The 14,174-nt window shown below is 41.1% G+C and carries 9 protein-coding genes and 2 tRNA genes; 7 read left to right on the forward strand and 4 right to left on the reverse strand.

The window, feature by feature from the left end; translation table 11 throughout:
* The first annotated feature begins 501 nt into the window (after positions 1 to 501).
* The 3 genes from BR73_RS0102685 to feoB all read left to right on the forward strand — a co-directional run bounded on the left by BR73_RS0102685 (position 502) and on the right by feoB (position 4,436).
* Complete coding sequence (locus tag BR73_RS0102685) at positions 502 to 1,743, forward strand: LysM peptidoglycan-binding domain-containing protein (protein ID WP_033164293.1); 1,242 nt, start codon at positions 502 to 504, stop codon at positions 1,741 to 1,743.
* A gap of 321 nt (positions 1,744 to 2,064) precedes the next feature.
* Positions 2,065 to 2,289 carry a FeoA family protein gene (locus tag BR73_RS0102690; protein WP_033164294.1) on the forward strand — a complete coding sequence of 75 codons (225 nt, stop codon included), beginning with the start codon at positions 2,065 to 2,067 and terminating at the stop codon, positions 2,287 to 2,289.
* A 26-nt stretch (positions 2,290 to 2,315) separates the two neighbouring features.
* Positions 2,316 to 4,436 carry a ferrous iron transport protein B gene (gene feoB / locus BR73_RS0102695; RefSeq protein ID WP_033164295.1) on the forward strand — a complete coding sequence of 707 codons (2,121 nt, stop codon included), beginning with the start codon at positions 2,316 to 2,318 and terminating at the stop codon, positions 4,434 to 4,436.
* A gap of 459 nt (positions 4,437 to 4,895) precedes the next feature.
* Here the strand turns inward: feoB and BR73_RS0102705 are convergent, their stop codons facing one another.
* From BR73_RS0102705 to BR73_RS0102715, 3 genes are all read right to left on the reverse strand, one after another.
* Positions 4,896 to 5,726 (reverse strand): TrmH family RNA methyltransferase, encoded by an 831-nt coding sequence (locus BR73_RS0102705; RefSeq protein WP_033164297.1) that lies wholly within the window; start codon positions 5,724 to 5,726, stop codon positions 4,896 to 4,898.
* 164 nt (positions 5,727 to 5,890) lie between these two features.
* Entirely contained in the window at positions 5,891 to 6,994 is a 1,104-nt protein-coding gene (locus tag BR73_RS0102710; protein WP_033164298.1) for a WYL domain-containing protein, read from the reverse strand.
* On the reverse strand, positions 6,984 to 8,213 hold the full coding sequence (locus BR73_RS0102715; RefSeq protein ID WP_033164299.1) for a WYL domain-containing protein: 1,230 nt from the start codon (positions 8,211 to 8,213) through the stop codon (positions 6,984 to 6,986). Before BR73_RS0102715 ends, BR73_RS0102710 begins: the two co-directional genes overlap by 11 nt.
* Before the next feature lie 111 nt (positions 8,214 to 8,324).
* Here BR73_RS0102715 and BR73_RS0102720 point away from each other — a divergent pair, with 111 nt between their 5' ends.
* The 4 genes from BR73_RS0102720 (at position 8,325) to BR73_RS0102730 (ending at position 11,736) form a co-directional block, all read left to right on the forward strand.
* Complete coding sequence (locus BR73_RS0102720; RefSeq protein WP_033164300.1) at positions 8,325 to 9,557, forward strand: RtcB family protein; 1,233 nt, start codon at positions 8,325 to 8,327, stop codon at positions 9,555 to 9,557.
* A 360-nt stretch (positions 9,558 to 9,917) separates the two neighbouring features.
* Positions 9,918 to 9,981: transfer RNA gene (locus BR73_RS28595), tRNA-Ser, on the forward strand.
* A tRNA-OTHER gene (locus BR73_RS0102725) sits at positions 9,982 to 10,044 on the forward strand.
* A gap of 582 nt (positions 10,045 to 10,626) precedes the next feature.
* Positions 10,627 to 11,736, forward strand: a complete 1,110-nt coding sequence (locus BR73_RS0102730) for a slipin family protein (protein ID WP_033164301.1) — start codon at positions 10,627 to 10,629, stop codon at positions 11,734 to 11,736.
* 123 nt (positions 11,737 to 11,859) lie between these two features.
* Here BR73_RS0102730 and BR73_RS0102735 read toward each other — a convergent pair whose 3' ends face one another.
* Complete coding sequence (locus BR73_RS0102735) at positions 11,860 to 13,815, reverse strand: AraC family transcriptional regulator (RefSeq protein WP_033164302.1); 1,956 nt, start codon at positions 13,813 to 13,815, stop codon at positions 11,860 to 11,862.
* Positions 13,816 to 14,174: the final 359 nt, after the last annotated feature.

The following is a 14,174-nucleotide window of genomic DNA, read 5'->3' on the forward strand; positions in this document are numbered from 1 at the left end:
GAAAAACAGTAAGGCGCGATTATGGGGACGTAGTGGTGTTACGTTCCCAAAATTGCAACGCAGAATACCGCAAAGTGGGGACTTCAGAACGGTACAATGAGTTTTCAGTCACACTCTAGTATACCCTCAGGAATCACAATTCAGTTATTTAATTTAATATTTGCTGTTAACAGGCTTTGTAATCTTAAATATAAATTTTAAAGCCTGTAATAGCATTAACCTGGTAAATTCAAGCTTAAGCTTTAAAGTAAAAGTGCTTTTAATTCCATACTGTTATGGTACTACAAGAAATGCTGTATTTCAATAAAGGACAGCATTCTGTCAGCACTTATAAGGTAAATATTGAAATAAAAGCAGCTGTTCGGTTCAAAACACTCAAAGGGCAGCAAAGGTCAGCTGCGTAATTTTCTGAACCATAAGTATGGTTCGTCCTAATTTACTTAATTAGAAACCTCTGTCTATAAATCACATATAATGAAACAAAACCGTTCGAGGGCAGTAATGATTATTCATGTGGTAGAAGCTGGAGAGACTATCCTCTCCATAGCAGATTATTATGGCGTATCTGCTAAGAAATTAAAAATATATAATAACCTGACGGATGAGGACTCACTGGTAATAGGCGAAGCCCTTATTATCCTTATTCCCGAAATTACCTATACCGTGAAAGAAGGAGATACCTTATTACAGATCGCCGATACCTATGGTACGACCGTAATAGAGCTCCTTAGGTATAACCCGGAATTGTCGGTTAGCCAGTCTCTTTATTCAGGAGATGAAATTGTTATCAGCTTTCGCGGGGAAAAAGGACATACAATTGCGACAAATGGTTTTGCATATCCCTTCATTGATAAAAAGACCTTACAAATGACCTTACCTTATCTGACTTATCTTACAGTATATAGTTATACGGTATCTGCTACAGGAGAGTTAAGCAATTTGGCAGATGAAGATATTGTAAAACTTGCAAAAGCATATGGAACAGAACCTTTGATGATGATTATTCCGGCCTCCCATAACAATGAAGAGGCTATGGAGGTGGTCAATTCCATTATATCAGATGTAACAATCGAAGACAGGTTTATCAGTCAAATACTACTTACCCTGGAAACCAAGGGATACAGCGGGGTGAGCTTTCATACACCTTATATCCATCCCAGATACCGTGAAAATTACCGCAGACATGCTACGAAAATGCTCAATAGTATTACTTCTGCAGGTTATAAAGTTATGGATACCTTTGAAAATCCTATTTTCGGATTCGATTACAAATTTATGACAGAGGGTTTATCAGGAATTACATTGATTGTATATGAATTCGGATACTCCGACAGATTGTCCCTTGGAACCCTTTGTACGGAAAACTATCGCAGGATTATAGAGGACTTTACCAAAATGGTGCCCTCTGATATGGTCTCTTTTGGTTTGCCGGTTCAGGGATATATCTATCAATTACCTTTTATCCCCGGTGTCTCCCAAGGCAGGGCTATCAGCTATAGAGCAGCCCTTGAGCTTGCAGCGCAAAATAATGCTCAGATTCTTTATGACCCTCTTACCAATTCCGTGTCTTTTTATTTCTACTCGGGAGATGAATACCTTGTGCGCTTCTGGGATGCAAGAAGCTATGATGTATTTCTAAAACTGGTGCCTGAGTTTAATTTATATGGTATCGGTATCTGGAATATCATGCAATGGTTCCCCCAGCTATGGTTGAGTGCGGCTGTCCAGTATTCCATCATATAGAAACCCCTTCCTTAGAAACTCTCAGATTTCCTGTCATTCCCGAACTTTAAGGTACCATAAACTTAAGAGACAAGCCAGGAAGTTATAAAAATACTTGTGTCGTGCTGGGCAGTCAGAACAATGCATAGACTACACAAATGCGTGCTGGTACTACTCTTTATAAAATTCATTAAATTCATAGACCTAATTTAACTTATACTCCGGTATGTAAGTTTCAGAATTTTTTTATATCCTCATAGAACATTTTTAGACTATTTTCATACAATAAATTAGTTGCATTTAAAAAAGTTAAAACATTCTAAAAAAGTGAGGTTGATTTAAATGAAAAAGCTGACTGATATATCCGTAGGAACACATACCACAGTTTGTGAATTAAAAGCATCTGACCTGCTAAGAGAGAGAATGCTGGCATTAGGACTGACCAAAGGAGCCAGAGTAGAGGTAATCCGTAAAGGACCATCCGGAGACCCTACTGTATACGGCATCAGGGGAGCAATGATAGCTTTAAGAAAAGAAGAGGCTGCCCTTATATCAGTAACGGATTAAATTAAATTTATATAAAGGAGGCTATAATGGGGTTGACCTATCAATCCACACAAAGCAATGCAATGACGGATTTATACCGTATCGACAAAGAAGAAGGGCAGTTTATCATTGCATTGGCAGGGAATCCGAATACCGGAAAGAGTACTGTTTTTAACGCCATAACCGGACTTCATCAGCATACAGGTAACTGGCCGGGTAAGACGGTAGTAAATGCCAGAGGTGAATTCAGACAGGGAGGAAAAGAAAACATATTGGTGGACTTACCGGGCACTTACTCCCTCTTTGCTTCCTCAGTAGAAGAAGAGGTGGCCAGGGACTTTATATGTTTTGGCAATGCCGATGCTGTTATCGTTGTTACTGATGCCACCTGTCTTGAGCGAAGCTTAAATCTTGTATTTCAGGTAATGGAACTGACCACTAAAGTGGTATTGTGCATCAATCTTATTGACGAAGCAAAGAAGAGGCATATTAATATTGATGCAAGAGGAATTGAGAAAGACCTTGGCGTACCAGTTGTGTTATGCGCCGCCAGAAGCGGAATCGGAGTGGATAAATTAAAGGAGACGACAGTCAAGGTTGCAGCGGGAGAAATAGCTCCAAAGCCGGTGCCGGTAAAATACGATGATAAGGTAGAAGAGCTGATCAAGATACTGTTACCGGAGTATAAAGATACGACAGCAGATATATCCGTAAGGTGGATGGCACTTAGAATGCTGGATGGAGATGAAAAACTCTTAAGCGCCATGTCAGCTCATATGGGAGAGCTTGTATTGGAAGATAACCGGCCTCTTTCCGAAATACAAGAGGAGCTGCCGGACAAAGAGACCTTAAGAGACGGAATTTCTGAGGCAATCTACCGCCGTATAGAAGACCTGAAAGCAAAATACATCCAGGAGGACAGTGAAGTAAATGCAAGGGATAAGAAAATTGACAACATTATTACGTCTAAACGGTTTGGATTACCTATTATGTTACTGGCCCTGGCGCTTGTATTCTGGATTACGGTTACAGGTGCCAATATACCCTCCTCACTGCTGGCGGACTTTTTGTTTTATATTGAAGATAGGCTTACAGAGTTATTTACTTATCTGAATGCACCTGCCTGGTTTCATGGGGTATTGATATTGGGGCTTTACCGGACCTTAGCCTGGGTTGTTTCTGTTATGCTTCCGCCTATGGCCATATTCTTTCCGCTCTTTACAATATTGGAGGATTTGGGCTTCCTGCCCAGAGTAGCCTTTAATATGGATCATCTCTTCAAAAAAGCCTGTGCCCATGGTAAACAATGTCTTACCATGATAATGGGTTTTGGCTGTAATGCAGCAGGAATCGTATCCTGCCGTATTATCGAGTCACCAAGAGAGAGAATGATTGCAATCCTTACCAATAATTTCGTACCCTGTAACGGCAGGTTTCCTACCCTTATAGCCATATCCAGTGTCTTTCTGGTGGCACTGGGAGGAAATACCTTTGGTATCATGCCAGCACTTGCGGTAACTGCTATGATTGTTATTGGTATCGTTGTTACCCTTCTTGTTTCCTACCTCTTATCTAAGACGGTGTTAAAAGGTATTCCCTCTACTTTCACCCTTGAACTTCCTCCCTACAGAGTACCAAAGATCGGAAGGGTATTATACACCTCAATGATTGATCGTTCGGTATTCGTACTTAAAAGAGCTGTAATGGTAGCAGCGCCTGCCGGTGCCTTTATCTGGATACTGGCAAATGTTTATGTTGGCGATATTAGTATCCTGGGGCATATGGTGAACTTCTTTGATCCCTTTGGAAGGTTTATCGGACTTGACGGGTATATATTAATGGCATTTCTTCTTGGACTGCCGGCTAACGAAATTGTTCTGCCCATTCTTTTAATGGCCTATTTGTCCACAGGCTCTATGGCTGAGTATGACAGTCTGGAGGCCCTTCGAAATATTTTAGTCGGTCACGGCTGGACTTATCTTACGGCACTGAACACCATGCTGTTTAGCCTCCTCCACTGGCCTTGCGCTACTACTCTGATAACGATTCGAAAAGAGACCGGTAGTATAAAGTGGACCATTGTTTCAGCCTTACTGCCAACCATAATTGCAATCGCAGTATGTTTATGTACGACAGTGGTATATGAGCTCATAGGGAAAATATTCTAAATAAATTCAGAAAGTTAATCCATTAATAGCCTTTGCCCTTTGGTTTATAGTTTCAATAAGTATAAATAAAGCTCCTGGCATTTTCTTCTACCTGAAAAGGTTTCGTTAATTGCCGGGAGCTTTTATCTACTACTTTAATTGGGATATAGAAAGAGCTTTTTCCAGAGTCTTTCCTAACCCATCCAGTGACGTAATCTGCCACCTCTGAGACAGTTTTGCCCACACCGCTGCAACCGGTCAGGATAAATAGAGGCATTGTTTTAAAAGACCATTGATATCCACAAACAGGACAGAAAACTTGCTTTTTATCCACAGATATGGTTTTATTCCACTGGTGATCTCCACATTAAGGGCATATATTCAGCATTGAGTTCCTCCGTTTCAGGGTGTATTTAAAATTAAGCATTGGATGCTGCTAAGTGAGACAGGCAGTACAAGATAATAAGTTTCATTTACACCTTAGGAAAGGGTCAGAGCTCTTTGTCTGGAGGCCTCGTAAAACATAACCGTTGCAGCGCAGCCAACATTAAAGGAAGTGGCATATGAGGACTCTGCCATGGGGATGGTGGTCAGAATATCACAACTGTCCTTAAAAGCTCTGCTTAATCCATCTGTTTCATTTCCAAGCATAAAAAGCACCGGCCCGGACAAATTCAAGTCGTAGATAGGGTATTCTTTATGTGCAGTGGTACCGATGGTCTGGAGGGTAGGATACTGTTTCTTCAGTTTAACCATAAAATCCAGTACCTTCTGAGTCTCAGGAACCCGTATTACCTGCATATTAAAGAAAGAGCCCATTGTTGATACTATAACATCTGGATCGTATAGATCAACGGCATGTCCGGTAAGGATAAGGCATTCAACCCCTAAAGCATCACAGGAACGAATAATGGTTCCGAGATTTCCTTTGTTGGAGGGTCTGTCAAACAAGGCTATCATGGGATTTTTTGACAGGGTTATGGTATTCAGGTCATCTTCTCTCATACCGGCAACTGCCATAATCTCGGAAGTATCTTCTTTTCCGCTTAAATCCTTTAAGAGAATTTCCGGCAGCTCATAATTGATTTCTGTAGAAGTGCTGTTAATTACCCCTTTTGCCCAATCAGACAGGTTTCTTTCATTGGAATAAAGAAAGGATTTGATATTCCATCCTTTTGCTATGGCCTGGTTTATATTACGAACTCCTTCAATAAGAAATTCCTGATATTTATAACGTTTATTACGGTTGCTTCTAAGAACCTCGAATTTCTGGTAGGAAGCATTTTTTGTATAGATTTTTTCAACTTTCATGTTTGGTATACCTCATTTAAAACGTATTTGCTATTTAAATAACCTGCAAGCATATAGAACAATATATCATATATTCCATGAGCATGTATATCGTAATAAATTTTTTTATTAAATTTTTCTTTGCCAGTTAGGAATATCTTAACTGAGATAATAATGAAAGGATATCACAGTTCTTTAAGGTCTTCATAGGTATTCAATCGATATTGGTTTCGAACCCGTTCCTTAATCTGAGCCAGAAAGGTAGACGGACCAAGCACCTTTACCACCGGGCCAAAGCTTAATACCCGTACGAGCAACTCAGTTTCATCCTGGCCGTCGTAATAGATTCGGCATACATAACAATCATGCTCTTCATCATATTCCGTCTGCTTTTCCCAGGAGGCAAACTGTAACATACAACGCTCCAGGCCGTTTCTTTCCTTGGAGATTTCCAAAACAATGGGTTCCTTGCATTTGGTTTCCCGGAAGAATTTATAGAAAGGAAAAGGATTTTGAATATTATTAGCAGAAGTTTCCGTTAAAGCGTCAGCCGAGGCTTCAGGCAAGTTTTTAGCTGAGTTTACAACCGGATTTTTTGCATTGATTTCAACAGAGGCTTCAGCTGAAAGCTCTACGGTAAGGATTCGTGCAAGATTTAATGTCGTTTTTTTAACATGTCCGCCTCTTTGGCAGGCTACACCCAAGAGCCTGAACTTATCATCCCTGGAGGAGTAGTTTAATTTATAGGGTATAACTAATCGCTTGGTTCGGTTCTGTTTGCCGCTTTCATATAGAATAGTTAAGGGGATCTGATTTTCACATGCCTTTAAGATTATCCGGAAGTTGTCAATATACTGCTTTTCCTCATAAGAGTCTCCGTCTGCGGCAGAATCATAAAAATGAAAATCGGATGGAAGAAACAGGGGAGGAACTTCTTTTAATGTGTCTGACAGGAAGGCTGATTCTTCCGGGTTAATAAATAGATGTATTCGCTTATCTGAAAGGAGAGCCTTTAACCAGGCTTTTTCAAGATCAGTCATGGGACGCGTCAGATCCTTGGAGAGAAGCTTGGAATAATATTTGCCGTCAGTTCTCTGTTCCATGAGATTCCACTCTCCGGAGAAGAGCTTGGGCAGCAGATGAAAGGCGCTGTCATAGAAACCATCGATCTGAACCATGGATTCAATTTCAGCCCGGGTAAGTCCTCCCTCAGCCTGTTCCAATATCCTTTTTATTACCGTAAAGTAGCAGCCATAAACTTCTGAGAATAAATGGTTATTAATCTTCATACATTTCCTTCATCCTTTTAATATCTTTGTAAAAACGGTTAATCACTGTCTGATTGGTACCTTCCAGCTGAATAATTCTACCCATAAACGTCTTGATCCAGGGCGACATGTCGTTAGAATCAAAGACTTCCTTGGTGTACAGATAGGTATTTTTCTCAAGGCGTAGCAGTTCTCCTCCCTGACCTTCCCGGATTAAACGTTCCAGGATAAAGCCTTCCGTCTTTTCGTTTACATAGAGCTTCATACAAACGATTTCTTTTCGGTTCTGGCCGCCGAAACTTACGCCAAAAACACGGTCAAGGTTATTTTCAAGGTCTGCCTGATGCTGCCCGGCTGTTTCGCAGAAGTCTTTTAGCAATACTTCTTTCATATGATCCAGCCGGTAATTGAAGAAACGTTTCTCCCTTGTCTTATACAGACAAAGATAACGTCTTCCGGTAGCAGCACTGACAAAAATCTTTACCGGAATTCCATCAAAGGTAGAAACACGGGTGCCCGATTCATTTATATTTACAAACTCAATAGCACACCTGTTTCTGATGGCTGAAAGGAGGTCAAGTAAGATTCCGTCCTCCAGGGTATGAGCAGCATAATAATGCTTAAAGGTAAAGCGGTCATTCTCCAGCTTCTGATTATCCATAATAAAACTCCCGATTTCACCAAAAGCAGCACTTCCCTGAAAGAATTTCACGGCCTCCCCTAAACCGGGAGCACTTTGGAGTAACAGGTTAAAGGTATTATCAGACAGGCTGTAATAGAGAGACTTTTTCTGCTTTTCTGCTCTTATGATGCCAAGCTCAGCATACTCCTTGCATTTATTTCGGACGGTCTGGGTATCAAAGACCTGTCCGCTTCTGGTACAGATAAGGTCGGTGAGGCTGTCAATGGAAAGCCTGGAATTGCTGTCCAGAAGGTCCAGCAGATAGAAGTGGAGCATAATATCGTTTCCAGTAAAGGTCTTTGATTTCCAGGCAGCATAAAGGGGGTTAACAGGAATCCTTGCACAGTCCATGGAGATGAACAGGTTCTTGCCAGTCTTTGTATATTCCCACTTCATATATTCACCCATATAGCTCTCAATCCGGCGTTTTTCATTATCATAAGTACGGGCGGACTTTCTTGTAAAATCACTTCGTGATTTAAAGCCATAAATATAAAAGTCCCTCATATAATCCCTTATTTTATCAAAATTACGTATGAGTTCCTGAAATTCTCCCATAGTATTCTTCACTTTCGCAAACTTTTTTAAATGATTCCGTTGGAAACATATGCTAATATCATAGCATAGCAAGCAAACAGAAACAACGAAAAGAATGAAAGGAGTGATTGTATGTTTGTAATTGCAAATAAAGAAACTGACCACCCCATTAAAATATGGCTTGACGGAGAAAAGAGCATAGATGAAACCTGTTTAAAACAGGCCTACAATCTGTCCCGACTTCCTTTTCTTCACCAGTGGGTGGCATTAATGCCCGATACCCATGCAGGAATGGGAATGCCCATTGGTGGCGTTATTGCTGCAAAAGACGTAATTGTACCCAATGCAGTGGGTGTGGATATTGGCTGCGGAATGGCCTTTGTAGGAACCAATATCCTTGTAGAAGAAATAAAAGATATCAAGACCGGCAGTGGTTCGCTGATACAGGCAATCATCAGTGATATTTTAAGGAATGTCCCTGTTGGCTTCAATCATCATAAACATCCTCAGCCCTGCAATACCCTGGAAAGAGCCTTTGAAGAGCTTGAGAAATATGAGGCGAATGCAGAATTACTGGGACAGTTGGAGGCTGGTTATTTTCAGGTAGGAACTCTTGGCGGCGGTAATCATTTTATTGAATTACAGGAAGATGAAGAAGGATATCTTGGAATCATGATCCATTCCGGAAGCCGCAATTTTGGCAAGCAGGTATGTGATGCCTTTCATCAAACCGCCAGGGAATTAAACAGTAAATGGCAGAGCAGTGTACCGGATGAATACCGATTGGCATTTCTGCCGGTAGAGACGAAAGAAGGAAAGCAGTATATCAACTGGATGAACCTGGCACTGGATTTTGCTGAGGAGAACAGACTTCGTATGATGTTAGCAGTAAAAGCAATCTTAGATAAATGGGTGGGTAAATACACAAACCTTACCTTAGAATACAATATGGAAATCAATTGTCACCATAACTATGCATCTTTGGAGCAGCACTACGGAAAAGAAGTGTGGGTGCACCGTAAGGGTGCCACCAGAGCAAGAGAAGGTGAGTTGGCAGTAATTCCCGGTGCCATGGGTTCCTACAGCTATGTAGTGGAGGGCCTTGGAAATGAGATGAGCTTTCATTCATCATCCCACGGTGCAGGTAGAAGATACTCCAGAAAAGGTGCAATGGAGAATTTTACAGCCGAGGAGGTTATGGTGGACCTGCAGAAGCAGGGAGTAGTATTAGGAAAGCATAACAAAAAGGATGTTGCCGAGGAAAGCCGGTTCGCTTATAAGGATATCGATGAAGTTATGGAGAATCAGAAAGACCTGGTTAAGCCGGTAAAACGACTGAAGACGGTCGGTGTGGTAAAAGGCTGAAATATGGTCTCATGGTATCTGACCAGTGGAATTGCCAGTTGTATAGGGGGTAATGTAAATATTGAAAAAGTAAATACTTAAAAATGTTATTCCAACACCCTGATTTATATACGTGTCAAAGAACACAGATGGGAGTTAGTATAAAATAAAGAACATTCCACATATCCTAATTTATGACATGCAATGGGGTTTGTGTGAATTAACGAGTATTTAATTATTGGTATTTTGGCGGAAGCCATAATATAGATTGTCTGCTTTAGCGCAGGATTTATAATCCTCGCGGCGCAGCGGCAATGCCGTACTGTGTACCGGGCAGACAGGATTTAGACAATGGCGGTGGTTCGATTCCACCCTTCGCAGGAAGTAGCTCAGCGGTAGAGCATTGTCCGAGGGGTAGTGTCGGAGGTTCGATTCCTCCACTCCGGGAGAGTTAGCTCAGAGGTAGAGCATACCATCAAATTCATGGGTTCGAATCCCATACCTTTTAGAGGTTAGCCAAGTGGTTAAGGCACAGACTTAGGGAGTCTGCTTTTAAGGCAAGGTCAACGACCTGTGGTTCAACTCCACTCTTACACCTGCTAAGTGTAACCAGACCCGAAGGCGTGTAAATACCCGGCGTTGCAGATATTTGCAGCGCAGCAGAGCTTAGGCCTGCAGCAGGTGGATACCGTAATAATTAAGCTTATCCCATGTTCACGAATTCTGTGAAAGCCGGATAAGACCCAGGATTACTTAAACCTTGCTCCCCTTAAAGTAATGTGGGTATTTACGCAAATTCAGGAAACGAAAGAATTTTAAAAAAAATTATAAGAAAAGAAAGTTATAAGCAATCATATAAGCAAAGATATAAGAAAAGTATAAGAAAATATATAAAAGAAAAAAGATATTAGAAAATAGTGATGCTGGATTATTCTACAAGAAGCATTAGAAAAATAAAAAGCCCACATAAAATTTATGGATTAGCCACAATAGGGAGGGGGATAAAGAAATATTTTCGCCCAATCCTATAGCTTGTTACATAGAAACGACGTAATAACTTGCCGCTCCTGCGGCAGAAGGTGAGGGATTTATGAAGATAATCATCAAAGAAAATGAAAGGGGATTCCTGTTTAAGAACGGTACCTTTCGCCGTATGCTTAGCCCCGGTATACACAGGATATATCCGGTAGTAGGTGAAACCTGCTTTCAGACAAATGTCTACAGGCAGGTGAATATGAAAGAGGTCGACATACAGGTATTATTAAGAGATAAGACCTTTGCCGACAGCGTAACAAAGATTGAAGTTCCGGATCTAAACATAGCACTTCATTATGAGGACGGCAGATTAATAGAAGCATTAAGGGCAGGTACCTTTTATTTCTGGAACGTGTTCCACCAGCATACCTTCCAGCTAATCGATACAAGTTCGCCGGAGGTAGCTTTGCCCAGAGTAATGATGTCTATTATTCCGGCAAGCTTATATAGCCAGTATGTTGTTTCAGAGGGAGAAACCGGCTTGCTCTTTTACGATGGTAAATTCAAGGAGCAGCTTGAATCCGGGGTCTATTATTTCTGGAATTCCTCTATCAGGATATCCTGCCAGATCGTGGATATGCGTTCTCAGCAAATGGATGTCAACAGCCAGGAGATACTAACGGCTGATAAAGTAACCCTGCGGCTGAACTTTGTCTGTACCTATAGGATTACAGATGCAGTAAAGATAAATAACTCCCTGAAGGATTATAAAACACAGATTTATGTAACCACCCAGCTGGTGCTTCGAGAATATGTGGGTCGTTTGAAATTCGATGAGCTGTTGGAACAGAAGGACAGCATTGCCGGTATCGTGCTTGAGAAGCTTAAGGAGAAGCAGGAGAGCCTTTTTATAGAGTTTAGTGACGCAGGCCTTAAGGATATTATCCTGCCCGGTGAGATAAGAGATATCATGAATACGGTTCTCATTGCTGAAAAGAATGCTCAGGCAAGCGTTATTTTAAGAAGGGAGGAAGTAGCCTCTACCAGAAGCCTGCTAAACACTGCTAAACTCATGGAGGAGAATACTACCCTTTATAAGCTTAAAGAGCTGGAATACTTAGAGAAGATATGTGATAAAGTAGGAAACATCTCTGTTGGCAACGGCAATCTCCTGGGGCAGTTAAGTGAATTACTGTATATTAATCCTGCTTCAGCCAGGTCTTAAGTACAAAGGCCTGCCGCACTCACCTCCCTAAGGGTCTATGACCATATGGAGAGGTGAGTGCGATAGATGATAGAACAGTCATGGAAAAAACGTGAAAAGATAGCAGGCGCTCTTGTGAAAATATTAATTGTTTGCTGCAGTATCAAGAATAGAATCAAGAATTAAATCAATCTGAGCATTCATAGTAAGAATATCATTATACCAAAACATATTACTGGGAGCGACAATAATATGATTTTCCTTCACGGCAGGAAGGGTCTTCCAAACTTCGCTGTTCTCAAAATTATCTAAGGTTCCATTGACAAGAATATAATCACTGTTGTATTCGCTGATTACTTCAAAAGATAGATCAACAGCCCCATCTTCGTAATGGTCTTTTATAGCTTCCTGCAGCTTTTCAGGCACCTTAAACTCCAATTGTTCATAAAGTAATGGAGCACCCCGGCCCAGCCAAAATGCAGACAGAACGCCTTCTTTCCTATTTTGGATACAAAGCACGCTTTTATTGCTAAGACCTTTGTCCTCCAGCGTCTGCTTTGCTTCTTTTACCTTGTCCTCGAAGGACTGAATAAGTTCTTCTGCTTTTTCAGAACGGTTCAATACTTCTCCGAAAAAGCGAAGCCGTTCCTGATAATCCATTGAGAAGTAGTCCATGGCCAAGGTAGGAGCAATCTTTGAAAGAGTTTGATAAACCGATTCATCCTTGGTATTCCATAGAATCAGATCAGGGTCTAGCGCCATGATCTCTTCTTCATTTATGGAAAATGCATCAATAACCGTAATCTCTTTTGCCTGATTTTCAAAAGTTGCATCGTCGTTGAAGGATGTTGCAACAGGTGTTACCCCAAGTGCCAGTAAGTCGCCTTGTACAAAGATAACAACCACTCGCTGGGGGTCAGCAGGAATCTCTACATCTCCGTAATCCATATGTATGGTACGTGTATTTTCCTCCACAGGCATCACAGTGTCCGTTTCTGTTACCTGACCTGCTACCGAAGGTGCAGGCACCGCTCCACTGGTATTTGCAGGTGCGGTGCTGCAGCCGGAAAGCAGCATCAGCGACAAGGCGGCAGCTATGACGGATTTGCTTCTTATTTGTTTAAACATGAAATTTGCTCCTTTTTCCTTGAGTTTGTCGACACTAACTCGACCCTTCTCATTATAGGGAAAAGGAATGAGATTTCCAAGGGTATAATCTATCCTGTCCATTGTCATTTTCTTTCTGTATTCTCCGGGAGAAATTCCTATATGCCGGGCAAACATCCTATTAAAGTGGTGTTCATCGGAAAAGCCGGTGCCACGTGCAATCTCTCGCATGGACAGTTCACTATTTTCCAGCCAGGTTTTACTGGCATTTAAGCGTACTGTCATCAGGTATTCCTGTGGGGATTTGCCTGTCTGACGGGAGAAAATCCTGTAGAGATGGCTGTAGCTCACGTTAAAGGTATCTGCCATATCCTGAATACTGATGCTCTGTACATAGGAGTTGTCTATAAAACGTTTTGCCATAGCCACAATATCCGGATAAAGAATTGGGATATAACCCTGGTCCAGCTCTTCGTATATTTCGCAGACCAACTGATAAAAAGCAGATTTACCGTAAAACAGATTCAGTGGCGTGGGACCTTTCCATTTTTCATACATTTTCCGAAGAAGCTCGGAAAGAAAAACAGGGTTATCCGGTACGAAGCCATATAGCTGACTGAAAGGATTTACAGACTCAAGCAGACGAACATACTCCCTTTTTCGGGTAGGAGGCTCACAGGGTTTGTAGAGTATCATATAATACTCCGTCCATTGGGTCCGTGGAATTATAGTAAGCAGGGTTCCTTTACCGCCGTGGAATAAGCCAAACCGATCAACACTATAGGCAGTATCGTTAAGCGCTATCTCCACTGTGCCCCCGCTGGTATATAAGAAAGCGCCGGCAGGAAGGCGGTAATTAAGAAGGGGTTCCTCCGGTGATATTAAATTATGGCGTATGTCGATAAGAGAAATTACCGTTCGATTCCAGACTTGAATCGCAGCAGTAAGGCTCTCTTGGGAGAAAAGCTTCCTTTTCTCATAAAATTTATCCATAGAAATACCTCTTTCATGACAGGTCTGAACATCTGTTAGATTAAACTAACTTATTTTCAGTATAGCATATTAGTCAAGGCTTCTGCCTGTTGGTATTTGTGTAAATTAACACCAGCCATTATTAATCTAAAAGTTAAAAAATATCTATGCGGTTTTCCAGATGCAAGGATTAAGAAAATTTCAAAATATTGTAATAAAGATGTTGACAGTTAGATATATAACTGTATAATGTAATCATACTAATCATATATGAATAATATACATAAAACAATTGCATAGCAGCTGACTGTAAAAACAGAGGTTATTAATAGGTATAGCGCCTATTTATGCCTCTGTTTTTGTTTACAGACCAATGCCAT

It is taken from the genome of Clostridium sp. KNHs205 (assembly GCF_000702945.1).
Classification (GTDB): Bacteria; Bacillota; Clostridia; order Lachnospirales; family Lachnospiraceae; genus Anaerocolumna.